The sequence below is a fragment of the Streptomyces sp. P9(2023) genome (genome assembly GCF_032436795.1).
GTDB lineage: Bacteria > Actinomycetota > Actinomycetes > Streptomycetales > Streptomycetaceae > Streptomyces.
In genome coordinates, this window is sequence record NZ_JAUPWM010000053.1 from 1 (window position 1) to 24747 (window position 24747).

The 24747-nt window shown below is 69.7% G+C and carries 20 protein-coding genes and 2 pseudogenes; 13 read left to right on the plus strand and 9 right to left on the minus strand.

Translation table 11 applies throughout. The features are described from left to right. The 3 genes from Q5762_RS34835 to eccE all read right to left on the minus strand — a co-directional run. Positions 1-3047 (minus strand): SCO5717 family growth-regulating ATPase (locus Q5762_RS34835; RefSeq protein WP_315896324.1); only part of this gene is annotated, 3047 nt, incomplete at its 3' end. A 225-nt stretch (positions 3048-3272) separates the two neighbouring features. Beyond that, the gene (locus Q5762_RS34840) at positions 3273-4085 is read right to left on the minus strand and encodes a hypothetical protein (protein WP_315896325.1); all 813 of its coding nucleotides are present in this window, start codon (positions 4083-4085) and stop codon (positions 3273-3275) included. Then, positions 4085-5497 (minus strand): type VII secretion protein EccE, encoded by a 1413-nt coding sequence (eccE, locus tag Q5762_RS34845; protein WP_315896326.1) that lies wholly within the window; start codon positions 5495-5497, stop codon positions 4085-4087. The genes Q5762_RS34840 and eccE overlap by 1 nt, the downstream gene beginning before the upstream one ends. A 189-nt stretch (positions 5498-5686) precedes the next feature. Between eccE and eccB the strand changes: the two genes are divergently transcribed. The 7 genes from eccB to Q5762_RS34880 all read left to right on the plus strand — a co-directional run bounded on the left by eccB (position 5687) and on the right by Q5762_RS34880 (position 12374). Next, positions 5687-7243, plus strand: a complete 1557-nt coding sequence (eccB, locus tag Q5762_RS34850; protein WP_315896327.1) for a type VII secretion protein EccB — start codon at positions 5687-5689, stop codon at positions 7241-7243. A gap of 13 nt (positions 7244-7256) precedes the next feature. Next, positions 7257-8525 carry a type VII secretion-associated serine protease mycosin gene (gene mycP, locus Q5762_RS34855; protein WP_315896328.1) on the plus strand — a complete coding sequence of 423 codons (1269 nt, stop codon included), beginning with the start codon at positions 7257-7259 and terminating at the stop codon, positions 8523-8525. Between the two features lie 141 nt (positions 8526-8666). Continuing rightward, entirely contained in the window at positions 8667-9089 is a 423-nt protein-coding gene (locus tag Q5762_RS34860; protein WP_315896329.1) for a hypothetical protein, read from the plus strand. 15 nt (positions 9090-9104) lie between these two features. Next, positions 9105-10427, plus strand: a complete 1323-nt coding sequence (locus Q5762_RS34865) for a hypothetical protein (RefSeq protein WP_315896330.1) — start codon at positions 9105-9107, stop codon at positions 10425-10427. A 13-nt stretch (positions 10428-10440) separates the two neighbouring features. Further along, positions 10441-11670, plus strand: coding sequence for a S8 family serine peptidase (locus Q5762_RS34870; protein WP_315896331.1), 1230 nt, complete (start codon positions 10441-10443; stop codon positions 11668-11670). A 52-nt stretch (positions 11671-11722) separates the two neighbouring features. Then, positions 11723-12049, plus strand: coding sequence for a WXG100 family type VII secretion target (locus Q5762_RS34875; RefSeq protein WP_315896332.1), 327 nt, complete (start codon positions 11723-11725; stop codon positions 12047-12049). 16 nt (positions 12050-12065) lie between these two features. Further along, positions 12066-12374, plus strand: coding sequence for a WXG100 family type VII secretion target (locus Q5762_RS34880; RefSeq protein ID WP_315896333.1), 309 nt, complete (start codon positions 12066-12068; stop codon positions 12372-12374). 58 nt (positions 12375-12432) lie between these two features. Here Q5762_RS34880 and Q5762_RS34885 read toward each other — a convergent pair whose 3' ends face one another. Then, entirely contained in the window at positions 12433-12666 is a 234-nt protein-coding gene (locus Q5762_RS34885) for a DUF397 domain-containing protein (protein ID WP_315896334.1), read from the minus strand. 228 nt (positions 12667-12894) lie between these two features. Here Q5762_RS34885 and Q5762_RS34890 point away from each other — a divergent pair, with 228 nt between their 5' ends. The 6 genes and pseudogenes from Q5762_RS34890 (at position 12895) to Q5762_RS34915 (ending at position 18113) form a co-directional block, all read left to right on the plus strand. Continuing rightward, positions 12895-13803: a serine/threonine protein kinase gene (locus tag Q5762_RS34890; RefSeq protein WP_315896335.1), complete on the plus strand. Its 909-nt coding sequence runs from the start codon at positions 12895-12897 to the stop codon at positions 13801-13803. A gap of 6 nt (positions 13804-13809) precedes the next feature. Further along, positions 13810-15207, plus strand: a complete 1398-nt coding sequence (locus Q5762_RS34895) for a protein kinase domain-containing protein (RefSeq protein WP_315896336.1) — start codon at positions 13810-13812, stop codon at positions 15205-15207. 146 nt (positions 15208-15353) lie between these two features. Continuing rightward, positions 15354-15656: pseudogene (locus Q5762_RS34900) on the plus strand (hypothetical protein); the annotation flags it as partial. An 85-nt stretch (positions 15657-15741) separates the two neighbouring features. Continuing rightward, positions 15742-15990, plus strand: a complete 249-nt coding sequence (locus Q5762_RS34905; RefSeq protein WP_315896355.1) for a hypothetical protein — start codon at positions 15742-15744, stop codon at positions 15988-15990. Positions 15991-16067: 77 nt separating this feature from the next. Continuing rightward, a pseudogene (locus tag Q5762_RS34910) lies at positions 16068-16547 on the plus strand (serine/threonine-protein kinase); the annotation flags it as partial. A 123-nt stretch (positions 16548-16670) separates the two neighbouring features. After that, on the plus strand, positions 16671-18113 hold the full coding sequence (locus Q5762_RS34915) for a PQQ-binding-like beta-propeller repeat protein (protein WP_315896337.1): 1443 nt from the start codon (positions 16671-16673) through the stop codon (positions 18111-18113). A 607-nt stretch (positions 18114-18720) separates the two neighbouring features. Here Q5762_RS34915 and Q5762_RS34920 read toward each other — a convergent pair. The 5 genes from Q5762_RS34920 to Q5762_RS34940 form a co-directional block, all read right to left on the minus strand. Continuing rightward, a complete protein-coding gene (locus Q5762_RS34920; RefSeq protein ID WP_315896338.1) occupies positions 18721-19791 on the minus strand; it encodes a hypothetical protein in 1071 nt (356 codons plus the stop codon). A gap of 250 nt (positions 19792-20041) precedes the next feature. Then, positions 20042-21025 (minus strand): hypothetical protein, encoded by a 984-nt coding sequence (locus Q5762_RS34925; RefSeq protein ID WP_315896339.1) that lies wholly within the window; start codon positions 21023-21025, stop codon positions 20042-20044. Between the two features lie 32 nt (positions 21026-21057). Continuing rightward, complete coding sequence (locus Q5762_RS34930; protein ID WP_315896340.1) at positions 21058-23379, minus strand: DUF6571 family protein; 2322 nt, start codon at positions 23377-23379, stop codon at positions 21058-21060. Between the two features lie 66 nt (positions 23380-23445). Further along, the gene (locus Q5762_RS34935) at positions 23446-23901 is read right to left on the minus strand and encodes a hypothetical protein (protein WP_315896341.1); all 456 of its coding nucleotides are present in this window, start codon (positions 23899-23901) and stop codon (positions 23446-23448) included. Positions 23902-24025: 124 nt separating this feature from the next. Next, positions 24026-24742 (minus strand): hypothetical protein, encoded by a 717-nt coding sequence (locus tag Q5762_RS34940; protein WP_315896342.1) that lies wholly within the window; start codon positions 24740-24742, stop codon positions 24026-24028. Positions 24743-24747 lie beyond the last annotated feature (5 nt).

Below are 24747 nucleotides of genomic sequence, written 5' to 3' on the forward strand. Positions count from 1 at the left end.
GGCATCTGCTGACCGGGCATCTGCTGACCGGGAATCGGCTGCCCGGGCATCGGCTGCCCCGGCATCTGCTGACCGGGAATCGGCGGAGCCATGTTCGGGGGCATTCCGCCGCCCCCCTGGCCGCCGTCACCGGTCCACAGCCCCTGCACCTGCTGCGCCCGGGCGAAGTCCTCGGCCACCATCGCCGACAGGTGGAAGTACGCCTCGCGCGTCTTCGGCCGCATCATGTCGAGGTCGACCTCGGCGCCGGCCGACAGGTGCTCGTCGAAGGGCACGACGACGACGCCCCGGCAACGCGTCTGGAAGTGCTGCACGATGTCGTCGACCTTGATCATCTTGCCGGTCTCGCGAACCCCGGAGATGACCGTGATCGAGCGCTGCACCAGATCGGCGTACCCGTGCGCGGAGAGCCAGTCGAGCGTGGTCGACGCGCTGGAGGCGCCGTCGACGGACGGCGTGGAGATGATGATCAGCTGGTCGGCGAGGTCGAGCACCCCGCGCATGGCGCTGTAGAGCAGACCGGTACCGGAGTCGGTGAGGATGATCGGGTACTGCTTGCCCAGGACGTCGATCGCCCGCCGGTAGTCCTCGTCGTTGAACGTCGTCGAGACGGCCGGGTCCACGTCGTTGGCGAGGATCTCCAGACCTGACGGCGCCTGCGAGGTGAAGCGGCGGATGTCCATGTACGAGTGGAGGTACGGGATCGCCTGCACGAGGTCACGGATGGTGGCCCCGGTCTCGCGGCGCACCCGGCGGCCGAGCCTACCGGCGTCGGGGTTGGCGTCGATGGCGAGGATCTTGTCCTGCCGCTCGGTGGCCAGGGTCGCGCCGAGCGCGGTGGTCGTGGTGGTCTTGCCGACACCGCCCTTGAGGGAGATGACCGCGATCCGGTAGCAGGACAGGACGGGCGTACGGATCAGGTCCAGCTTCCGCTGCCGCTCGGCCTCCTCGCGCTTGCCGCCGAGCTTGAAGCGGGCGGAGGCGCCGGGGTTCCGGCTCGACTTGGCCTTCTGCTTGTTGTTGCGCAGCAGGCGGTCGGAGGAGAGCTCGACGGCGGCGGTGTACCCGAGCGGAGCGCCCGGCACGGACCGCTCGCGCTGGTCGTGCGCGACGGGCGTGGGCCACGCGGCACCGGTCCGGGGATCGACGGGCGTCTGCGGCGGAAGCTGCTGGTCGGGTACGGGAGCGGGCATGCCCGGGTGGGGTGCCTGCGGCTGCGGCTGCGGCTGCGGCTGCGGCTGCTGCGGGGCGGCCTGCGCTCCCGGCTGCGGGAAGCCGTAGCCACCCTGCGGCGCGGGAGCGTCACCCTGCTGCGGGAAGCCGTAACCGCCCTGGCCCTGTGCCTGCGGGGGCACGGGAGCGGGCTGCGGCTGCGGCTGTGCCTGGCCGGGCTGCGGGAAGCCGTAACCGCCCTGCGGCGCGGCCGGGTTGGGCGCCTGCGGGGCGGGGGGCTGGGGCTGTCCGGGCTGGGGGAAGCCGTAACCACCCTGCGGTGCCGGGGCGCCGGCCGTCTGCGGCTGTCCGGGGTGGCCGGAGCCGTACTCGCCCTGCGCCTGCGGGGGCACGGGGACGGGCTGCGCCTGGCCGGGCTGCGGGAAGCCGTAACCGCCCTGCGGCGCGGGCGGGTTGGGCGCCTGCGGGGCGGGGGGCTGGGGCTGTCCGGGCTGGGCGGGGCTGTACTCGCCCTGCGCCTGCGGGGGCACGGGGACGGGCTGCGGCTGGCCCGGCTGCGGGAAGCCGTAGCCGCCCTGCGGCGCAGGGGCGTCGGGCGTCTGCGGTGTGGCGGGCTGCGGCTGGCCCGGCTGCGGGAAGCCGTAGCCGCCCTGCGGCGGTACGGGAGTCGGCGGGGCCGACCAGGCTGTTGCGGGCGGCTGCGCGCCCTGCGGCGCGGGCTGGTCGCCCGCCGGCGCCTGGGCGGGCCACTGCGGCATCGCGCCGGGAGCCGCGGGCTGGAACGACGGCGGCAGCGGAGGGAGCCCGGTCTCGCCCTGCGGCGGGGCGGGGATCACCGGCGCGGCGGGGACGGACGGGGCGGCGGGCGGCAGCGCGGCCGGCGGCAGAGCCGCCGGGGGAGCGTCCTGCGGCTCACCGGAGGAGGCCGCCGAAGCGTCGACGCCGGGCACGGCGGGCGGCGCGGGGGCGTCACTCGGCCGGGCGTCCTGGACCGGCGGCACCGCGGCCGCGGCGGCAGCACCGTCGACCGGCTGGGAAGCCTCATCCGCCGGGGCGGCCGGGGCGGCCGGGGCAGCCGGGGCGGCCGGGGCAGCCGGAGAAGTCGGAGCAGCCGGGGTCGTGGGGAGTGCGAGCGCGTAGCCGCTGTCCGGCTCAGGAGTCCGGTCGGCCTGTTCCTCGGACGCGGCGCTCGCGACGGGCTCGGCCGCATCGGGCATGGCGTTCGAGACGTCCGCCGCAGGTGACTCCGGGGGACCGGCGGTCGCGCCGGGCGCACCCGCTTCAGGCGTACCCGCGCCGGACGCACCCGCGGCCGCCGCCGCGGCCGCCGCGCGCTCGGAGATGTCCTCCATCTCGCGCCGCAGCGCGGCCGGGGAGAAGCGCATCGTCGCCCCGCTCTCCAGGTCGCCGTTGCCGAACGGCTCACCGGCGGCCGGAACCGCGCCCGGGGCAACAGGCGCACCAGGCACGACCGCGCCCGGCGGAACAGGCGCACCAGGCGCGACGGCGCCTGGCGCACCAGGCGGAACAGGCGCACCAGGCACGACCGGGCCAGGGGCCGGCGCCGGAACCGCCGCACCCGGCACGACCGGGCCAGGAGCCGGAAGCGGACCCGGCAGCGGAGCCGGCGGCGGCACGTTGGGCTCGAAGCCGCTGCCCTCCGGAAGCCCCGGGACGGCAACGGGCGCACCGCTCGGCGGCGGTGGCGGCGGGGTGACGTCCGCACCACCCGTTCCCCCCGCGTTCTGCGTGTACCAGGCCGGAGGGGTGTAGTCGATGGTGAACTGACCCGTCATCTCGGCGGGATCCGCGTCGGACTGATCATCGGCGGGTGGATTCCAACCCCCGTGGATCTCGTCCCGATCGCCGTTCACTTTGCCTCCTGGTGTGGTCGCGCACCCTTGTGCTGTCGTGGGCGGGCCCTCCCACCCTAATCGCCATTCGTGTCGGTGGGGCAGGCCCGGCCGCCCGTACGCGCCTGTCCCGTAGGTCACGTATCGCCCCCAAGTGACCTACGCACGCCGCAGAGTGAGCTCCAGGACGTCACGAGGCATTCCAAAACCGTACATAAACGGACCGACTTGATGACGGCTCGCCGGTCAGTCCATCCGGCGCGCGCTGCCCAACAATCCGGTCTCGGCCTCTGTGGCCTGCGTCATGACGAACTGGCGGTCACCCGGCGTACACCACAGGGTCACCCCGTCGGCCAGCGTCGACAACGCCTCCGACTCCGCGCCCGGCAGACCCATGATCCGGCCGATCTGCGCTGCCTCGTCCGGCGAGACCCGCTGGATACCCACCAGGGAGGACTTCTCCAGCAGACGCGGCGCCACCGGGCTCAGATACGGCAGCAGCGTCACGACCGACTGCCAGGGCCCGGACACGACCCGGCCGCGCGGCGGACGCATTCCGCAGTCCCGCACCACGACCACCGGGCTGCCGGCCGAAGCGCCCTGCGGCGGAACGCGGCCGACGTCGTGCAGCGTGATGCACGGCTGGCCCCCGCCCGCGGCCTGCGCGAGCGTCGCCCAGGCCTGCGCCCGGCCGGTCTCCACCGCGACCCGCGCGCCTGTCGCGGCCGCCCGCAGCGCGATCACCTGGGCCGTCCACAGACCGCCGATCAGCGTCACGTCGTACGGAGTCGGCCGGTTGATGCCCAGGACAGCGGGGCGCGCCTCGGCGTCCACGCCGATGACCATCCCGTCGTCGCCGACGGGCACGCTCAGCGCACCGAGCTGCTCCAGCGGTACGGAGTGCCGGTCGCGGCGCGGCCCGACGAGCCCGAAGCCGAACCGGGGCCGTGAGCCCCGCCGCGTACCGCGGTCCGCACGCCGTGCGGCACGCGCGCCGCCGGCACCACCGGCGGGCGCCATCCCCTGACCGGTCGGAGAGGTCGGATCGGAGTAGGACATCAGCGCGCACCCCCGAGCGGCAGCGAAGCCAGCATTCCCGGCACCTGTTCGCGGTCGAGCCGCACCAGACCCGTCTTCACCCCACGCGCCGCACGCTCCAGTTCGTGCCGCGCCGCCACCAGCTCCTCGTCGCTGCGCCCGGTGATCCGTACGTGCCCGGTCACCGCCACCTCCTGGCGGTCGCCGCCGCTCAGCGTCAGGCTGAACGTCGTCGCGAGCGCCGGAAGCGAGGTCAGCAGCGCGATCAGCTGCGGCATCGACGCGCCCGGACCACGGGAACCGCCCGGACCACCGGAACCGCCCGGACCACCGGAACCGCCCGGACCACGGGAACCGCCCGGTCCGCCGTGGCTCCCCGTACCGCCCGCCCCGCGCGCGCCCCCGAGCTGGGGCCAGCGCCCCACCCAGTACGTCGTGTGCCGGCGGTCGTCGACCCGCCAGGTGCGCGCGGTCTCCTCGCTCCGCCGGGGCTGCGCCTGGCCGCGTCCCGCCTGCGCGATGGCCATCGGGCTCGCGCAGGTCGAGGTGGCGAGCGCCGCGATCAGCTCCTGCTCCGTGAGCACGGTCGCCCGGAACCCGGCGCCGGCGAGCCGGCTCGCCAACTGGTCCGCGGCCCGCACCACACACTTCTGCGCGCCGTCCAGACCGCCACCGCGCGCGGCCACGGCCTCCGGGCAGAGCTCCGGGTCGAGCTTCAGGGCGACCCAGGTGAGCCGTACCGCCGGGGAACCCGTCTGCGCCTGCAGCGGGGCGTAGTTGCGCGCGGCCATCGACTGCGCGGGCAGGTGCGGGGCGGGCGCGGGCTGGGTGTGCTGCACGATCTGCGCGGACTCCAGCCGGATCCCGTCCACTTCGAGCACCTCACGGACCAGCCCGACCGGCAGCGGCCGCGCCGAGCGGTCCGGGCGCAGCGCGGTGGCCTCCGACTCGACCCGTACGACGACCGTGAGGAACGTACCGTCGCCGATCATCCCGACCGGACGGCGGTCCCGGTCGCTGTACGCGTACGTGCGCAGCGCCGGATCGCACTCGACGACCGGGGCGAGCCCCGGCTCCGTACTGTCCGGGACGGCGAAGGAGGCGGCGCGGCGCTTACGGGCGCGGAGGGTGAGGAACGTACCGAGCCACTCCGGCAGCGAACGGCGGTGCCGGCGCACCACCGCGAGCAGTACGAGCACCGCCGCGAGGAGACCCGCGGGGACCAGGAGCATCGGCTCGACGACCCACGCCACGAGCAGCAGCGCGGCCGCCAGCTCGATCAGTACGAGCTGTTGCAATCGGAACGATCCGAAGTGTCCCGGACGAGCCTGAAGGCGGGGCGACACGGTCGAGGGCCCACCGGCCGAAGGGCGGTCAGGGGCGGCGGAGGAGGGCGCGGCGGCCGCGGACCGCGTCCGCGTCGCGGATGCCATCATGGAGAATCCCCCGCTTCGTCCCGATCACCCTGGCCCGCCAGGGCTTTGGCGGCGCGATCACCCTACCCGGCACCCAGGTGCTGCCGGACAGCAGGCATAGTAGGGGGCCGGTCCGACAACCGGAGCCCGGGTGCCATGCCCCCCGGAGTCCTCGGTGGCGACTGTGCCTGACGAAAATGGGGACTCATGGCATCACGGCGGGATGAGCTCAACGCGTACACCTTCGCGAAGAAGCGCACGGTGGCCGCATTCCTCCAACCTTCTCCCTCCGGTACGGAGGAGGGGGCGCCGAGGCCGCTGCGCGCGGTCGTGCCCGGGCTGATCGTCGGCGCGCTGGTGCTTGCCGGCTTCGGCGCCTGGGGCATGTTCAGCCCCAAGGCGCCCAAGGACTGGGACAAGCCCGGCACCAAGGTGATCGTCGGCAAGCAGTCCACCACCCGCTACGTCGTGCTCACCACCGGCAAGGGCAAGGACAGCAAGACCCTGCTCCACCCCGTCCTGAACCTCGCGAGCGCACGTCTTCTCCTGACCCCCCAGTCCTTCTCGGTCATCCAGGTCGCCGACGAGGTCCTCGACGGCGGGAAGCCGCCCCGCGGTCCGATCCTCGGCATCCCCTACGCCCCCGACCGCCTCCCGACCCCGGCCGAGGCGGGCACCGCCAAGCGCTGGGCCGTGTGCGAACAGCCCGGCGGCGGCAAGGGGAGCAGCGTCCAGAAGGCCACCTTCGTCTTCGCCCAGCGGGACTTCACCCGCACCGAGGGCACCGGGCAGCTCAAGGACGGCCAGGTCATGTACGTCAAGGGGCAGAAGGGCGGCGCCCGCTACCTCGTCGACCACCGCGGTACGAAGTACCTGATCCCCGGAGCCCCCGACGAGTCCGCCGGACTCACCAACGCCCTCGTCGGCCTCAACAAGGAGCCGCAGCAGGTCACCGACGACTGGCTGGCCACCCTGCACACCGGCAGCCCGATCGCGTTCCCGCAGATCCCGGGCCAGGTCGGCACGGCCGCGGGCGTCGGCGGCGGGCTCAGCCAGACCGAGGACCGGGTCGGCATGGTGCTGCTCGCCCAGACCGGTTCCGGACCGCAGCACTACGTCGTCCTGCCCGGCAAGGTGCAGCCGGTCTCCGAGTTCACGGCCTGGCTGCTCATCAACTCGCCGCAGACCGACCCCCTCGACATGGACGGCCGGGTGAACACCGTCGACGCGGCCTCGTTCACCCCGGACGCCACCACCTTCGGCACCCAGTACCGCTGGCCCACCCGTAAGTCCGAGCAGGTCAACACCACGACCGGCGCCGGCGCCCGGGACACCGTCTGCTCCGTCCTGAACAGTGTCGACGACAAGGGCCGCACCACCCTCACCACCTGGGCCGGTACGAAGTACCCGGCCGAGATCACGGCCGGCGGCACCAGTACGTACGTCACGCCTGGCAGCGGCCTGCTCTACACCCAGGTCCAGGGCAAGCAGTCCAGGCCCGACGGCTCGCTCTTCCTCGTCACCGACACCGGACTGCGGTACGCGGTCCAGGCGAACGGGGACAGCGACGCCGCCCGCTCCGACATCGGCACGGGTGACGGGACCAAGCAGCAGACGGACGGCCGCCCGGAACCGAGCGAGGCACAGACACGTCTCGGCTACGAGAAGGTCACACCGGTCCTCGTACCGATGGAGTGGTCGGAGTTCCTGTCCAAGGGCCCGAGGCTCGACACCAACAGCGCGCGCCAGCCGCAGGGTTCGTAGGGCGGTGACACAGGTGACGTACACGTATCGGAAGGCGACGGCCTTGCTGGCGGCGACGACACTGACGGCCCTGCTGACGGGACTGCTGACGGCGTCGAACGCCCATGGGGCGGATGTCGGCCTGGACGGCAGCGGCGAGTGCACGTTCCCGATGAAGAAGCAGATCGAGGGCATCCCCTGGTCGCTCCAGCGGGTCCTGCTTGACGAGCTCTGGCAGGACACCAAGGGCAAGGGGGTCCGGGTCGCGGTCATCGACACGGGCGTGGACGACGTCAACCCCCAGCTGAAGACGGCGGTGGACGCCAAGGCCGGCAAGGACTACCTCAAGCCGGACAAGGACAACCCGGGCGCGGGCGACGACGAGCGCGGCAAGACGGACGGCACGGTGGACGAGGTCGGCCACGGCACGAAGGTGGCGGGCATCATCGCGGCCCGCCCGCGGGCCGGCACGGGCTTCGTCGGTCTCGCCCCGGAGGCGACGATCATCCCGATCCGCCAGAACGACGAGAAGAACAGCGGCAAGTCCGACACGATGGCCCTGGCGATCGACCACGCGGTCGCACGGGGCGCCGACGTCATCAACATCTCGCAGGACACCACACAGCCGCTGAGCCCCGACTCCGCCATGGGCAAGGCCGTGGCCCGCGCCCTGGCGCAGGACATCGTCGTGGTCGCCTCGGCGGGCAACGACGGCATGGACGGCAAGCTGAAGAACACCTACCCGGCGGCCTTCCCGGGTGTCCTCGCGGTCGCGTCGTCGGACCGCAACAACGAACGGGCTGAGTTCTCCCAATCGGGAGAATTCGTAGGCGTAGCGGCACCCGGGATAGACATGGTTTCCACCGTCCCGGGCGGCGGCCAGTGCGTCGACAACGGCACCAGCTTCTCGGCCCCGTACGTCTCGGGCGTCGCCGCGCTCCTGAAGGCCAAGCACCCCAAGTGGACCCCGGCCCAGATCGTGGCCCGTATCGAACAGACGGCGGTACGGTCCGTCAACGGCCGCGACAACCACGTGGGCTGGGGCGTGGTGGACCCGGTCCGGGCCCTCTCCGACGCCCCGGAACCGGCCCCGACGGAGCCCACCCCGGACCCGGCCCCACCCAAGCCCGCGGCCCCCGAACCGGCCCACCTGGCGCTCACGGAGACGTCCCAGGAACGCGCCGAACGCATCGGCACGTACGCACTGGGCATCGGCGTCGTCCTGGTGGCCGTGGTCGCGGGCGTGGCCACGGTGATCCGCGACAGCCGCCGCCGGGGACGGGGCCGCGGGGTGGCCGGGTGAGCCGTGTCTCGGATCGGACTTTGCAATTGGAACTGTCGTACCAAATGGCTAGAGTGGTGTACCAGTTCAAGAGCCTGACGAGGGGGCACTGAGGTGGAAGGGCCGGCCGGGGGCGGCAAGCAGGGGCTGGAAGTCGGAGAAGTGACTCTCCAGAGCTTCTACTCCCGCATGCAGAAGCTCGTCGAGGAACTGAAGGGCTCGCCTGCCGAGCACACGAAGATCGGCGAGCAGAAGGTCACGGCCGCTTCGTACGGCACAGGCTTCGCCGCCGCGACGGAACTCCACAGCGCGTACGAAAAGGTACGCACCCGCCTCGAAGAGCTGACGAGGACGTTCGGCGAGACGATCGAGGGCATGGGCCTGGCGGCGACGATCGCCGACAAGGGCTACACGGGCGTGGACGAGGAGGAGCGCGAGCGGTACGCGGCGATCCAGAAGCGCACGCAGCAGGAGTACCGCGAGCGCCAAGGCGAAGGCGGCCAGGGGGCGGACGGCGGCAAGGGCAAGCCCGAGCAGCCCACCAAGGACACGGGCGACACCGGCGATTCCGGCGGATTCAGCTAACGGGGGTAGGAAGAGATGGCAGGAGAGTTCGAGGGAAAGTCCCTGGACGCCCTGTACGCGATGATCGCGTCCGCCAAGCCGGAGGAAATCACCACCACCGGCTCGGGGCTGGCGGCGGCGGTGCCGAAGATCCTGGAGATCGCCGCCGATCTCCGGCTGTACGTCAGCCGCGTCCAGTGGGAGGGCGAGGGCGGCAACGCCTTCCGCACCTGGGGCGCGGGCATGGTCTCCGAGACCCTGGTCATGGGCGACTTCACCAAGGTCGTCGCGGACGAGATGCAACGCGCGGGCCAGGCCCTCTCCGAGGCAAAGGCCGCCGTCCCGAAGCCGGCGGGCATGTGCTTCGCGGACCCGGAGAAGGAAAAGGCCCGCATCGAGTCGGAGACGGGCCCGAAGCTCCAGGAAGCCATCCACCAGATGGAGCGGCTGTCGTCGTACTACGACTCGACGCGGGAGCGGATGGGGGCGGAGCGGGAGCCGGAGTTCAAGCCGCTGAGGGGTGACTTCTACGCGGGTGAAACTGCGTATGGGACGGGGGGATCCGGAAGCGGGACAACGTCTGCGGCTTCCTCCGGAGTTGGCCCCGTCCATACTGATCGATCGTCTACCCGTACGCCGGATGTGGCGACTCCGAGCCGACCAACCCCTGACGTGACGCTGCCTCCGGCTGCGACGAGGCCGCCGGAGAACGAGGTGAACACGAACCTCGATTCCGTGACCATCACGCCGGAGACTCCGACCCGTCCCACCGCGCAGCCGCCGACGCCGCCGGTGACGACGGCCAGCCCGCCGACTCCTCCGCTGCCGCCCCTCGCCCCGCCGGTCGGTCCTCAGCCGACGGCTGGTCCGCCTCGCGCGAACCCGGGGCTCCCGGGCCCCGCGACCGGCGGCCTGAAGGGCCCCAGCCCTCTTGGCACGCCGCCTCGCGCGGAGGGCATCACCGGCGGCCGCCAGGTACCTGGCCGGCCGGGCCTGCCTGGCCAGGGGCCCAGGCTGCCCATGGGTCAGGTGATCGGGGAGGAACGCGCGGGCCAGCTCGGCCGCGGTGCTGCCGGGATGCATGGGCCTGGCGCCGGTATGCACGGTGCGCCGGGCGGTAACACGGGCGGTGCGGCGGGCCGACGGCTGGCCATGCAGCCGGGCGGAACCGTAGGAAACCCCACGGGGTCCGCTGGACGTGCGTTCACCCCTGGCGGCACCGGCCTGGTCCGTCCGGCCTCGACCGAGCGGAACGAGGACGAGCGTCGTACGAACCGTTCCCGCCCTGACTATCTGACCGAGGACGAGGAGACCTGGGCTTCCGGCCAGCGTCAGATCGTCCCGCCCGTCATCGACTAGGAGTCCCTCGCTCATGTCCCCGCTTGCCCGTGTCCTTCGCCGCCGTGCGGTCGGCCTGCTCGGCGCCATGACCGCCGTTGTAGCGACGTGGACCGTCGCGGCTCCGGCCGCGCAGGCGGAAGACATGCGCGGGCGTCAGTGGTACCTCGACGCGATGAGAGCGGACGAGCTGTGGAAGGTGGCCACGGGCAAGGGGGTCACCGTCGCCGTGCTCGACAGCGGTGTGGACTCGACGGTGTCGGAGCTCCGGGGCAAGGTGCTGCCTGGTTACAACTTCTACGACGCGGCAGAAGGGCCCGGTCGCATCGACAACCGGGACGACGATCGACACGGCACCAACATGGCTATCGCGATTGCCGGCAGCGGGGTCAACGGTGGCGTAAAGGGGATCGCTCCCGACGCGAAGATCCTCCCGGTCAGGACTGGCGACTTTGCGTTCTTCGGAAACGGAGCGACGTTGAAAGGGATCCGCTACGCCGCAGACAATGGCGCGCGCGTGATCAACATTTCACAGGGTGGCCCAGCCGATGAGGCCGAGGACCGAGAATGGCTGGCCGCCGTGGAGTACGCGCAGAAGAAGGGTGCCTTGATCTTCGCAGCGTCAGGTAACGAAGGACTTGATCTGCGGGCGTACCCTGCGGCGATCCCCGGAGTCGTAGCCGTCGGCGCACTCGACACCAAGGGCAAGGTCGCTAAGTTCTCCAACTATGGCTCCCACTTGGCCCTCGCCGCTCCCGGTGTCGAGTTGCCGGGTCGCTGCACCAACGACAAGACGAAGTACTGCTCGTTCCAGGGAACCAGTGGCGCGAGCGCCATCGCCTCCGGCACCGCCGCCCTCATCTGGTCCGCGCACCCCGACTGGACCGCCAACCAGGTCCTCCGCGTCATGATGGAGACCGCCGGCCACGTCGGTGAAGTACCGAGCAAGTACATCGGCTACGGCTCCATCCGGCCCGCCCAGATCCTCCTGGAGGGCAAGGGCGACCCGGGCGACCCGAACGTCAACCCGCTGCTCGCCGCGCAGCGGAGCCAGTCGCCCACACCTCAGACTTCCCCCTCTCCTGACAGCACGGGGGCAAGCGGCACCAACGGGCCGACCCAGGAACCGAAGCAGCCTGAGTCCGCGGCCCGGCCCGACGAGGGCGGATTCCCGCTCTGGGGCATCGCCGTGAGTGCCGTCGCGGTCGTCGCCGTCATCGGCGTCGTCGTCGTGGCGGCAGGCAGACGCAACAGGAGAGCGTAGCCAGGGGCTACGCGTACGAGCACGAGCACTTCCCGACAACGAGGAGCGTCACATGACAGGCCCCGCAGGTGGGTTCGGACTTGCCGAGGATCCGGTAACCCAGGCCAAGAACAAGATCATGCAGACCGGTGAAGAGGTCTCCAAGCAGGCCCGCGAGATGGCCAACATCCTGGAGACGGTCCACGCGGGCTGGACGGGTGCCGGTGCGGCGGGCTTCAAGACGGCGCAGTCGCTCCTCAACGAGGACCACGACACGATCCGTCGGCTGCTCAACGTGCTGCTCACCGCGGTGAACGAGACCAAGAACCTCAGCACCGCGAACGACTACGAGGTGTTCCAGACCCTCAAGGCCAACAACTCCGCGCTGAACAACCTCTGAGTCCGAGGAGAGCACGATGTCCGGCATCGATCAGAACACCAGGGTCAAGTACGAGAGCGTCCAGGAGATGGCCACCCGCCTCCGGGTCGTCTCCTCGAACATCATCAAGGACCTCGAAGAGATGAACGCCGCCCTCCGGGTCGTCACCGACACCTGGGACGGCGAGGCCCACCAGGAGTACGTGATCCTCCAGGGCAAGTACAAGAAGCGTGCCGAGGACATGAAGAACCGCCTCGAGCTCGTCGCCAAGCAGATCGAGCAGGGCAAGGACAGCTACCGCGCCACGGACGTCAAGGCGTCGCGCCTGTTCACCGAGGGCTTCTGAACCCCCACCGCGCAGCGAAAGGGCCCGTTCCGCCAGGAACGGGCCCTTCCGGCGTATCTCACTTGAGGTCGAACTCGCCGTCCCTGGCGCCCAGTACGAAGGCTTCCCACTCGGCCTTCGTGTACCGAAGCACGGTCGCCCTGTCGAGCGAGGACCGCATGGCCACCGCCCCCTCGGGCAGACGGGCGATCTCCACCCGCTCCTCGTCAGGGCTCGTGCCGGGGGCGCCTTCCCACTCGACGTCGCTGATGTCGAGCGCGTACAGCTCGTCCTTCTCCTGCTGAGTGCCCATCTGGCTGTGCTCCTTCACAAGGCGCCGGAACGTGGAACGTTGTTGCAGGTCAATGATCCGTGCCGACGGGGTCTCCTGTCACCTGAACCCATCGGAATCACCTGTGAACCCTTCGGACTCACCTGCCGGGCTCCAGAGAGCTCTTCCCGGCGGCACCTCCCCCTGCCCGCCAACCAGCGCTCGAGTAGGCTCGTCCAGGCTCGATACAGACTGCGGGGGACTGCGCGCATGACACGGCTAGGCCATGACGAACCTCCATGGACCGGGCCCTTCATCACCCTGGCCGAGCTCGACACGGAGTCCGGGCAGCCCGTTCCCGCACGCCGTTTCATCGTCCGCAGCGTCGACGGCGACCGCACGTTCCTCGCCTGCCGCCCGCGCGCCGACGTCGACCCGCACCGCTGGGCGATCGAGGCGGAGGGTGCCCGTCGGCTCTCGATACCGGGTTTCCTCCCGGTCGAGGAGACCGGCGGCACGGCGGAGCTTCCCTGGTGCACGACGCCGTACGTCCCGGCTCTCCCGCTGCCCGCCGCCCTGCAGGCGCACGGCGGGCCACTGCCCGAGCCGGCCGTAAGGGCCCTGGGCTCAGCCCTCGCCCAGTCGCTGGCAGCCGCCCACGCCCAAGGCGTGACGCATGCCGGACTGTCCCCTGCAGCCGTCCTGATCACCACGGAGGGCCCGCGCCTGAGCTGCTTCGGGGCGGTACGGGCCGCGGCGCCGGACGGTGAGTCACGCGACGGCCTGCCGGGGCTGGACTCCGGCTGTCTCGCTCCGGAACAGGCGGCCGGCGGTCGGCCGCGCCCGCTGGGCGACGTCTACGCCCTGGGTGCGGTGCTCGCCTACGCGAGCACCGGTCACACCGTTCCCGAACGCCAGGAACTACCCGCCTTTCTCCGTACCTTGATTCCGACATGCCTCTCCCGCGATCCCGTGAGACGCCCCCAGGCACACGAGATCCTCACCCACTTGACACCAGGCGGGAGTACGGCGGCGTACGTGTCGACGGCGGCGCATCCGCACACCGTCCTGGACGCGACCGTCCAGACGCCACTGCCGGCAGCCCTGGTCGCCGCGCTCGCACGCCAGTCGGCGCAGGTCCTCGCCGCTGAACTCCCGCCCGCTGCTGATCTGGACTGACGGCTGATGTTCTCCCCGCTCACTCACGACGACCCGCCCGGTCTCGGCGCGTACCGCCTCATCGCCCGCCTGGGCAGTGGCGGCATGGGTACGGTCTACCTCGCCCGCTCGGCCACCGGCCGTACGGCGGCGCTGAAGACGATGCATGCCCGCATCGCCACCGACCCCGCCTCCCGGGCCCGCTTCCGGCTGGAAGTGGACGCGGCCCGCGTCATCGGCCCCGTCCACGGCGCCCGGGTGTTCGACGCCGACCCGCTCGCGGAAACCCCCTGGCTGGCCACCGAGTACGTACTCGGCCCGCCTCTCGACGACGCCGTAACCCTCACGGGTCCGCTCCCCGAGCCCGCGGTGCGGGCGCTGGGGGCCCTGCTCTGTACGGCGCTGGCCCAGCTCCACGCCTCGGACGTCGTTCACCGGGATCTCAAGCCCTCCAACATCATGATCACCGCGGACGGCCCCAAGGTCATCGACTTCGGCATCGCCCGGGCCATCGGCGACGACCGCCTCACCCGCACAGGTGTCGCCGCGGGCACGCCCGCCTTCATGTCCCCCGAGCAGGCGACCGGCCAGGAACACACCGCCGCGGGTGATGTCTTCGCCCTCGCCGGGGTCCTCACCTACGCGGCAATAGGCCGCGGACCCTTCGGCAGCGGACAGCACGCCGACCTCCTCTACCGCGTCCGCTACGCCGACCCCGACCTCACCGCGGTCCCGCCGAGGCTGATCCCGATCCTGGCCCGCTGCCTCAGCAAGAACCCCGCCGACCGCCCCACCACCACCGACCTCGGCGCCCAACTGCACGACGGGCAGGGCGGCTTCGCCGACCATCTCCCTGAGCCGCTGCTCATGGAGATCGCCCGTCGTGTCGGCGGCGTATGGCACGCCCGGCCTCACCGCCTCCCGGCCCCACCGGAACACGCCCTCGCCGAAACCGTCCCGCACACCAAGCCGACGGCCCCGTCCCCCCTCTCCCGTCGCAAACTCCTCACCCTCGGCGGGAGTTCCGCGCTCGGAGCGGCGGCGGTGGGATCCGGTGCGTGGGCCTGGCTCGGGCGTCAGGACAACACCGCCCCCGAGCGTCCCGCCGCGTCGCCGCAAGAGCCCAAATGGGACCTGCTCTGGCAGGTGAAGGCCAGTTACACCGACCCTCTCGTTCTCCCCGTTCCGCTCGTCCTGGACGGACTGCTTCTCGTGGGGGAGTACGGCATGCAGGGCCTGGATCCCACCACAGGAGAGGCGAAGTGGTCGGACCCGAGGTCTACTTCATGCGCCGGACGGCCACGGACGGCAAGGAGATATATGCCGCCGACTACACCCTCCAAGAGACCGATCCGCTCACCGTTTCCACGGTCGATCCGGCCACCGGAAGGCTCAACGACCCGTTCAGTGAAATCAAGGACCTAAGAGCGATCCTCTACGGGACGCAACTGCTCTGCGCGACGGGCGACGCCGTCTATCTGGCAGGAGGCCGAGGCCCCCATACGAAGACCGGCTTCCACAAGGACCAGACGTGGTTCCTGCTGGCCGTAGAGACCCGTTCGGGCAAGAAGCTGTGGGAGGCCCCGCTCCCGGCTCGACCCGACAAGTCCGAGCGCCTGCACTTTCTGTCCGCCCAGGCCGTGGGCGAGCACCTGGTCCTCGTCCAGCAGTCCGCGGCCGGAGAACCCCGCCTTGTCGTACACAACGCGCTGACGGGCGAAGCGCTGTGGAACCGTCCGCTCGACGGCGAGCAGCCGGCTCTCGACCGGGCCCATCTCGCCGTGGACGACCGGCACGTGTACCCGGCGGCGGGTGAACTGGTCGCGCTCCGCCTGGACGACGGCAGTTCGGCCTGGCGCTTCGAAGGACGGACGCCGGGAGCGCGGTTCAGCCCCGCGGCCGTCAAGGACGGTGTGGTGTACGCGGTGGAGGAGGGCCGCGGCGGTCGCGCTCGACGCCGTGAGCGGCACACGGCGGTGGGCGGAGAAGAGTCGCGCGGTCGCGGCCGGGGACCTCGGTACCCCGCCCGTGGTCGGGATCTCCCACGTGTACAGCAGGGCTTCGTCCGGTGTTGTGGCCGCGGACGTTCGAACCGGCGCCGTCTCCCGTCCCGTCAAGGCCGCCAGGGCACGGTATTTCGCCCACACCTCCGCCAAGCGGCTCATCGCCATCGGCCGCGAGTACGCCGCCGCGTACCCGCTCGCCTGAGCTCACAGAAAGCCTCACACACAATGAAGCCGCTGGAGTCCGGAGACCCGATCCGACTTGGCCCGTACCGCATCCTCGCTGTCCTGGGTGAAGGAGGCATGGGCAAGGTCTACGTCGGTCAGGACGGCGAGGGGCACGCAGCCGCCGTGAAGGTGCTGCACCCCCACCTGGCGTACGACGAGAACCTCACACGTCGATTCGTCCGCGAGGCCCAGATGGCCAGGGCGGTCGTGAGCGGGTCCGTGGCCCGCGTCCTGGACGCCCAGACGGAGGGCGGGCGTCCGTGGATCGCCACCGAGTTCCTGACCGGTCCGACACTCGCGGACGCCGTTCAGGCCCACGGGCCACTGGACGAGCCGACGGTACGGACCCTGGCGGCAGCGCTGGCCCACGCACTCCGGGACATCCACGCCGCCGGCCTGGTCCACCGCGACCTGAAGCCCGCCAACATCGTGATGACCGCAACGGGCCCCCGCGTCATCGACTTCGGTATCGCCCGCCCCGAACACGGCCTCACTCTCACGACGACCGGCCAGGTCCCGGTCACCCCCGGCTAGGGCGCGCCCGAGCAGGTCCTCGGCCGACGCGTCGGTCCACCGGCCGATGTCTTCTCCCTGGGTGCGGTCCTGGTCTATGCGGCGAGCGGACAGCACGCGTACGAAGGCTCACACGTCGCCGCCGTGCAGTACGAGGTCGTCCACGGCACGCCCCGCCTGGACCGTGTTCCGCCCGCGCTTCAGCCGCTGATCGGTCCGTGCCTCGCCCCGGACCCGGCGTCCCGGCCACTGCCGGACCAGATCATCCACTCGTTCGCCCCGCCGCCAGGCGCCGAACGCGCCTGGCGGCATGGACCGATCGCACTCGACATCACGACCCGTGAGCACGGTCTCCATCAGCTGACCACGGTGCCGGGCGGGGTCGCACCACGATCCGTCTCCCGTCGTCGCCTGCTGACCGGCCTGGCTGTCGGCGGGTCCGTGCTCGCCGTCGGTGGCGGCACCGCCGCGTGGTGGAACCGGAGGACGGGCCGTACCGGCCCCTTCGACATCCCGCCGGCCGTGCAGTCACCGAAGGCCCGCGTCCTGGATGCGAAGAAGGGCGACTACGTCCTCGGCGAGACCCCCGAGCCTCTCTGGAGCATCCCTTCGGCGCTCGGAGACGACTCGCCCGCGCCGTTCCCCGTACGCGACGTCGTCATCGTCGGGGCACCGAAGGGCGGCATCGCCGCGCGCAGCGTCGTCGACGGCAGCCTCCGGTGGTCGGCACCGGAGACCGTGGCCGCGCAGCGATACCTGTCACTCTCCGACCAACTGGTGGCGGCCACCGACCGGAACGGCACCCTCGTGACCTTCGTCGCCTCGACGGGCGAGGCGAAGTGGACCTCTCCCGCGGAAGCCTCCTCCCTCCTCGCCGCGGACGACGACGCCGTCTATCTGATCACCAAGGACAGGCGTGTGCGCAGCATCGGCCGGTCCGATGCCAAGATCCGCTGGACGGTCGACGTCAGCGCGGATCTCGGCACGAAGGCCGCGTCACGTGGATTGACGGCGCACGGCCGGCTGGTGATCGCCGCGGCGGACGGGGACGTCGTCGCCCTCGCCACGAACGACGGCCGCAAGGTATGGGGCCTACGTGACCAGGCCGAGGGCGGCCGGGCCTCCCTCGCCTGTTCGGGGCGCTCCCTCTGCGTGACCGGAAGGAACCTCTCCGCTTTCGATGTCGTCGGTGGAAAGGAACTCTGGACGGCCCAGAATCCCAAACCGCCGAACGCCGACGCGGTCTTCTGGGGCCCGCCGACGATCCATGGCAACCACGTGTACGCGTCGGCCCTCCAATATCCCCTCCGCTACGACCTCCAGAGCGGGAAGACCACCGACTGGGCATGGGGCGGCCTCGTCACGTGCGATCCGCCCAGCCCCCTCGTGCTGCAGGGAAGCGGCCTCTGGTCGGTGTCGGTCAACGACAAACAAGGAGGCATCAACGTCATCGACCTCTCGGCAGAGGCTCGTCCGCCGTGGGTGTTCCGCATCATCAGGACCCCCGACCGCTACTGGATCGCGGGCGACGCGAATCGCGTGCTCCTCATGGACGGCACATCACTCAGCGCCCTGCCGGTGTTCTGAATGATCGCGTGAGCCTTCGGGTCGGTTGTGCCCCACGTCAGTTGGAGCTGACGGTCACGCTTCTCGAATTCGATGACGAGAGTGGGGCCGGTCTGGCTGGACCGGCTCCACTCACGCGTAGCCGCTTGTCTAACAGCTCACGGACCCGACGTCAGCCGGGTTGTAGCCGAACGTGACACCCACTTTCGCGACGAAGTTCCTGAACGTGTCCGCGGAGGGAAGACGTGCCTCGGACCAAAGGATCCTGGGCGACGGAGAAGGTGACGTAGTCGGAGCCCTTCGGGATCTCCGGGGACCGCTCCAGAAGGGTGAGCGCACACGACCACACGCCGACGGGAGCCACTGCTTCGCGGGTGTTCGTGTCCTACTTCCTTGTGCGTGGTGCCGTGCACGCTTCCTCGCGCCCGGTTCGAGGGCGAGCTGTCCTCGACGTTGGTGGTGCAGAGTGCCGTTGCTTCAGCGTCTTCATCCGTACCGCTCGGCGGAGGATCTCCCGCTGCCAAGCGTTCCCTCTTCATGGCATCTGCCGGAGCCTTCATCCAATGGCCAAACTGCCCCTCCTGAGGCCGACGCCGCGCTGGTCGAACCTGTCTCGGTGGACCAGGGTTCAAGGGGCCGGAAGCGGTACTGCCGGGCATGCGTAGTTCGTGCGTGCCGAATCGATGAAGGACTGGAGCATCTCGTGGGACAGTGCGGCGCTCGGTTCGTTGACCGCGCCCCAGTATTCGTCGCTCCAACGCATCGTGAAGTACACGGTCTTGTCGCCGCAGATAAGGGCGTGGGCATTCCTCAGCGTGTCCACCTTCCCGGCGCCACCAGGGAGGTCTCGGAACCGGTCGTCGTTGAGCAGCGTCGAACTGACGATTCGTGGGTCAGAGCTCGCAGAGAACCAGATCGTGCCTTCCGCGTTCCCGGAAAGGTCCAGGCCGCATGACCAGGTGCCCGGCATACTTCCGCTGATCCGCTCTGTGTTGAGTGCTGCCTCGCCTTCGATGAGTGCCTGTCGGGGAAGCGTGAAACCGGGCAGACCGCAAACCGCCGCCGCGTCTGTGGGTGCCGTCTTCCTTGCCTGGAGTTGTGGCTCCTCGGCCTGACCGCTCGTAACGCAGCCTGCTTGCGCGGCGATGCGGTGAGCGGCCGCGACGAGCATTCTCGCCAGCGCCGACCGATCGGTTGCGCCACCCTTGATGACGGCGTCTACGGTGACGACCTCGTCTACTTCCGGCATTTGCCTGCCGCCCGGAGTGGCCATGCCCACCTTTCCTCGGCATGCTTCCGGGAGAAGTACCCAACCTCTTTGATCAGAAACGGCTCCCGTGCTTCCGTTCGAGAAGAAGGACATATCGGACGGATTCTTCCAGGTATGCGTCTGGAACTGGAAGTCCGGTTCGTGTACCTCGGTGCTGATCTCGAATTCCATGGATTCCTTACCGAGGAACCTACTCGTGCGCTCGGTCCGGCAGGAGAGTGCGGTAACGGGCTTCCCGAGCGACCGAACTTCCGAGATTCGCCCTGCGGAGTCCAGTACGGAACTCATCTCCGTCGGGCTGACGATGTCATCGCAGAAGGTCTCCTCGCCGAGCACGTTGGTGTTCCACAGGAGGAACAGGCCGGCCGCGGCCGAGAGGGCGGCGAACCCTGTGAGGGCGATCCATCGGTGCCTGGACGAGGTAGGCATCGGAGACTCCTTGTGATTCTGAGTAAGGTGCACCTGTTCATCGTCAACTTCGGCCCCGCAATTCCTCGAACGTGATCCGGCAGGCTCCGTTGTAACTCTGCCTGGCCTCACCCTGGGCACTTCCGAAGGTAAACGGCCCACCCATGCCGTCCTCGCGCCGGCCCGGCGACGGATCAACGTTCTGTGGCCCCTGATCCGTGACGGAGGGTGCCATCAACATGACCGGTCACGGCAGCGGCTTGACAACTCGTCAGGGAGCGACTTCGCGAGAGCCGCCGAGCGCGCTGTTTGCCACCTCGGCCAGCACCCCCTGCTGTGTTGCCTCGTCCGTGTTCCTGCTCTCCAGCCAGATGCGGGCGAGGTCGACGCCCTGAGTACTCAGGTGGTCGAAGCGCTCCTCCACGCGGGTGCTCTCGAAAACCCCGAGCCAGACTGTCGTGAGGCTGTCACCCGGGCCGTTCTCCCCTTCACCCGGGGCGGCCAGGCCGCGCGCGACCCCTTCCACGACTGCCGCACGCCAGGCCCGCGCCTCGTCCTTATCCAGGCGGTCCATGACCACGGAGGCAATACCGTCGAGAACGCCGAGGACGCGCGCGCTTTTCCTCGGGGGCAGCGACAAGGCGAGGTCCTTCGCGTCACTGGGGACAGCGGCCAGTTCCTGTGCCACATGACGGCTCTCGGCTGTACGCAGCAACGTGTAGGCGCGGGGGTCCTCGGAGATCGCGCGCACGATGTCCCGGAAGAACGTGTTGAACACCGAGACGTGGTACGTGCCTCCCGATTCCCACGGCGGGTCGGATCGGCCATCCCTGTCCATGTACTCGGAGTCGAGGGCGGCGAGCATCTCGTGGACGTCGGGCGCGTAGTCCGCCAGCGCGGTCGCGAGTGGGAGCCGCAGCGCGGGATCGAGGGTGAAGTCGTCGGGCTGTGTGAATCCGAGGGCGAAGAGCACGTCCTTCAGAACCTGGGCCTGCTGCTGGCTGTGGACACCGGGCTCGGCCCCCACGGTCGCCTTGACCACGGCATCGCCGAAAGCGGCACAACTCATACCCGGCTGCACGGCCGCGCCCAGCGACTTCCGCACTGTCTCGTCCTCGGGCAGGCCGTTGCAGGGTGCGGCCGTGTCCCGTCCGAGGACGAGCCACGCTGCGATGCCGCCCAGCAGGGCCACACATAGCCCGACAGCGACCAGTACCTTGAATTGCATTGCTGAGCGCTTGGTTCTCACCGTCATGTCATCTTGTTCCTGTGCGTCGGCATCTGGGCTTAGTTGGTCGTGTCCGTCAGGTATTCGCGTGCCGTCCCGGTGCCGCGATCACGGCCGTCAAGCGCGTTCTCGGTGTAGCCCTGGATGTCGGCCTCGGCGATGTTGCCCCTGTCGTTGGCCCATTCGCGAACCAAGATGGGCAACTCCTTGTTGACGCGGAGGAAGTTGTCTGCGATCTCCGGGTTTGCCTTGGCGTCGACTGCGGCCTTCATCTCGTTGCCCCATTGCCACGCCCAGGTGTCGACGCCGCGCTGAATGGAGTCGCCGAAGGCGATGGAGATGCCACCTGCAGTCGTGAAATAGAGAGGGGTCACGGCCCCGCCGATGATGTGGTAAGCCATCTTGGCTTTCCAGTCCGCTTCGCTGTAGCCGGCCATCCGGCCGTCGTTGATGACGTCTTCCCTGATGGAAGCCATCGCACCCAGGGCCGTACCGGCCTTGTTGAGCGGGTTGGTCAGCTCCGCGCCCTTGGCGCCTTCTGGGATTTGCTCCAGCGATAGACCGATGTATCGGGACTCTGCCTTGTGGAGCGTGCCATAGGCTTCTGGATCCTCCGAGAGCCCACGCATGAACTGCACGAGGTCCTTCTGGGACACGGCCAAGTGGGTATCGCCGTCTCTCTCGAAGTACCCCGTTCCCGCCTCGGTGATGTACCTGGAGTCCAAGCCTGCCAGCATCTCGTGCGTGTCCTCGGTATAGGAGGCCAGCGATCGCGCCAGCGGCTCGCGCAGGTTCTCGTGGACACTCTGGTCCGGGCCGAGCGTGCCGATGACGTCGTGCATGATCCGCGCCTGTGCCTCGGTGTGCGGCGTCGCGGGCCATGGGTCCTGGCCGGGCCCGAGCGGTGTGTGTCCCGTCGTGGCGGCTTCCAGGGCGAGGCCGAGTCCTGTGCGGACGTCCTTGTCGAAGGTGTCCTTGCCCGTGGTCTCGATGTTGCCGCGCCAGTCCGTCGTGTTGACGGTGTCCCAGTCGCGGTCCTTGAGGAGGTATTCCAGGCGGTTCTTGTCGCCGTCGGCGTTCGGGTCGAGGTATCCGGTCGCCGCCTCCGGGTCCCGGCTCATGACGTTGAGGACGCCGTCGACGGGATCGTTCTTGAACCAGCCGTCTTCCTTGCCGTCGAAGGACCCGTGCAGGTCCCAGATGTTCTCGTCCTTCTTCTCCGCGGCGATCATGTCGTCCGTCAGATCGCCCAGGAACTGAGGGGAGTAGCCGCTGCCCTGCTGCATCAGCGTGGCCAAGCCGTGGTAGCCGCGGATCTCCTGCCCGTGTCCGGTGCCCACGGAAATCTTGTCGCCGGCCACGTCCAGGTCGTACTTGGCGACGCCCGCCGTCTTCAGGTCGCCCATGAAGTCGTTGTAGAACTTCGCGTCCGAGGTCTTGGCCCACTCGGCGAAGGCATCCTGGTGCGCCTTCGTCCCGTACACGAGCTTCTTGCCGTCGGCGTCCTTGAAGTCCGGCACCTTCGTGGCTCCCGCCAGCGTGTCGGCGAGCCCCTTGTTCACGTCGCGGTACAGGCCGCGCTGGGACTGGTCACCGGAGTGCGCCCCGTCGTTGAGCCTGTTGGCGAGCTTGATGGTGCCGTCGGCGCCGATTCCGCCGACGAAGGTCTGGCTGAAGGCCTTGTTGTCGGAGTTGTCGCGGAAGGAGCGGTTGAGTTCGGCGTAGTCGGCCGCGGAGACCTTCTCGCCACTGTTGATCCGGGTAGCGATGTCCTCGGCGTTACGGGCTTCGTAGACCTCGACGTCGCCCTGGGCGCCGACGTTGAAGCCGTTGAGTTGGGCGTCGTTGCCCTTGCCGAAGGCGTCCTTGTTGCTGTCGACGACGACGGCTTCGAGGGCGATCTTGACGCCTTCGTCGGCGTCCGAGACGACCTTCACACGGTCGTCGATGTGCTTCTGCCACTTGGCGACGGACTCACGGATCACTGTCTGACCGTCGGGGTCGTTCCGGTACGCGCGCCGCTCGGAATCCGTCAGCCGGGCGTAGTCGAACGTGACATGGCCCTGCGCCGAGACGTTCATGCCGGCCTCGATGGCTTCGGCCCGTGCGGATTCGAGCTTCTTCTTGAGGTCGACGAACTGTGTGTGCGCGTCGCGGAGCAGCGAGGCTATCGCCTTGGCCTGGATCTGTGCCGCGCTGTACTCGTAGCGGGTGCCGGCGAAGTTGATACCTGCGACGCCCGCACTGACGCCGGTCCAGCTCGGGCCGATGACTATCTTCTGGACCGAGTCCTTGTATCGGTCCTCGACCTTCTTGATCTCGCCGGCCATGGAGTCCCACTTCTCCGCGGCCGTGGTGAGCTTGCCGAAGTCGGTCGTCATGACTTCGTGATACGTCAGCATGCGTCCTGCTTCCCCGTCGAGAACGGTCCAACGAAATCCCGGAACCTACACACGGCCCTGCCACGACGGCGGGAGCGGGTCATGCGGGGCGAGCGGCCCGAACTGGGAACGGATGTCGAGGTCGTTGCCCTCGATGAACCCGTTCGCGCCCCGCAGCGCGTACTTCTCCCCGTTGAGCCGGCCCATCAGGACCCTGACCTGCTGGTCCCACGTCTCCTGGACCTTCTTCAGGCCCGCGGCCGTGTCCCAGCCGTCGAAGGCCGTGATCGCGCTGTTCGACGCCACGTCGGCCCACTCGGTGGCCCGCTTGGTGGCCCCCTCCAGCTCGTTCTCGATCGTGTTCGCCGCGGCCTTCTTCTGCCCGGGCGTCGAACCGAAGGTTCCCGAATCGCCGCCTGTCGGTCCCGACGCGTCGGCGGGCAGCTGATTCAACTGCATGCTCGTCGCCTGTCGTTCCGCGGCCTGGCTGCGGAACGCACTCCACTCTTCGTCGAATCCCATGCTGAACTCCCCGTTCGTGACCCGTGAGGTCCACGTCCGCCGACTTCCCTGCGGCAAATCGCGCACCGATCCGCCGTCGGCCTACTCACTCGAAGATGTTTGCTATGTGAACATGCCGACGCTACTACACGTCATGAGACGTGTGAGGCCCCATGTCCTCTGCTTGTCCGCTGCTCGAAACCTGGCTGCGGAACTCGTCCATCGACATGGTCCTGTGCTCCGCCGGCATCGTGATCGATACCTTCTCCCCAACGGCGTCGTAGTCCGTGGTGCTGGTCCGGCCGTCCCGTTCCGCCACGAGCCGTACGAGGCGTGCCGTCTCGTTCTCCAGGTAGTACGTGTCGGAAGCGCCCCCGGCCGAGACGGTGAACGCGGTCGCGGGCCGGCCGTCGACGGTCTTGCCGCTCTCGGACGCCTCTTCCGCGTTCTCCGAGATCGTGAAGTAGACGTCGCAGCCCTGGCCGGACTCGGTGGTGACGAAGACGTCGTTCAGCCGGTCGGGGACGGTGATCGGCTGTGCCCTCTGCGCCAGCGTGTCGGCGAACAGGACGGCGCTGAAGTACGTCTTGCCGTCCCTGCAGTACATCTCGCCGGACTTGCCGTCGCCGGAGGCCTTGAGGCGGAGACCCTGCTCGGGGTTCCACCAGATCTCCTGAGTCCCACCCGAGAACGCGGTCGTCCCGCCGGAGGCGTGGAACGACGTCGACCGCAGGTCGTCGTCGCCTTCTCGACCGACGGCCCGCCCGAGGAACAGCAGGTGAGGACAGCAGCGCCGACCGCCAGGACAGCGAGGGAACGGAGGGTGGAGCGGAAGCGGGAGCCACACGTACGTCGTTGTCATCGGTA

Bases quoted from the DNA above. Each gene is read 5' to 3' on its own strand.
- Q5762_RS34840 (WP_315896325.1), bottom strand. From the start codon at position 4,085: ATGTCCTACTCCGATCCGACCTCTCCGACCGGTCAGGGGATGGCGCCC.
- eccE (WP_315896326.1), bottom strand. From the start codon at position 5,497: ATGGCATCCGCGACGCGGACGCGGTCCGCGGCCGCCGCGCCCTCCTCC.
- eccB (WP_315896327.1), top strand. From the start codon at position 5,687: ATGGCATCACGGCGGGATGAGCTCAACGCGTACACCTTCGCGAAGAAG.
- Q5762_RS34865 (WP_315896330.1), top strand. From the start codon at position 9,105: ATGGCAGGAGAGTTCGAGGGAAAGTCCCTGGACGCCCTGTACGCGATG.
- Q5762_RS34870 (WP_315896331.1), top strand. From the start codon at position 10,441: ATGTCCCCGCTTGCCCGTGTCCTTCGCCGCCGTGCGGTCGGCCTGCTC.
- Q5762_RS34875 (WP_315896332.1), top strand. From the start codon at position 11,723: ATGACAGGCCCCGCAGGTGGGTTCGGACTTGCCGAGGATCCGGTAACC.
- Q5762_RS34880 (WP_315896333.1), top strand. From the start codon at position 12,066: ATGTCCGGCATCGATCAGAACACCAGGGTCAAGTACGAGAGCGTCCAG.
- Q5762_RS34885 (WP_315896334.1), bottom strand. From the start codon at position 12,666: ATGGGCACTCAGCAGGAGAAGGACGAGCTGTACGCGCTCGACATCAGC.
- Q5762_RS34890 (WP_315896335.1), top strand. From the start codon at position 12,895: ATGACACGGCTAGGCCATGACGAACCTCCATGGACCGGGCCCTTCATC.
- Q5762_RS34895 (WP_315896336.1), top strand. From the start codon at position 13,810: ATGTTCTCCCCGCTCACTCACGACGACCCGCCCGGTCTCGGCGCGTAC.
- Q5762_RS34920 (WP_315896338.1), bottom strand. From the start codon at position 19,791: ATGCCTACCTCGTCCAGGCACCGATGGATCGCCCTCACAGGGTTCGCC.
- Q5762_RS34925 (WP_315896339.1), bottom strand. From the start codon at position 21,025: ATGACGGTGAGAACCAAGCGCTCAGCAATGCAATTCAAGGTACTGGTC.
- Q5762_RS34930 (WP_315896340.1), bottom strand. From the start codon at position 23,379: ATGACGACCGACTTCGGCAAGCTCACCACGGCCGCGGAGAAGTGGGAC.
- Q5762_RS34935 (WP_315896341.1), bottom strand. From the start codon at position 23,901: ATGGGATTCGACGAAGAGTGGAGTGCGTTCCGCAGCCAGGCCGCGGAA.
- Q5762_RS34940 (WP_315896342.1), bottom strand. From the start codon at position 24,742: ATGACAACGACGTACGTGTGGCTCCCGCTTCCGCTCCACCCTCCGTTC.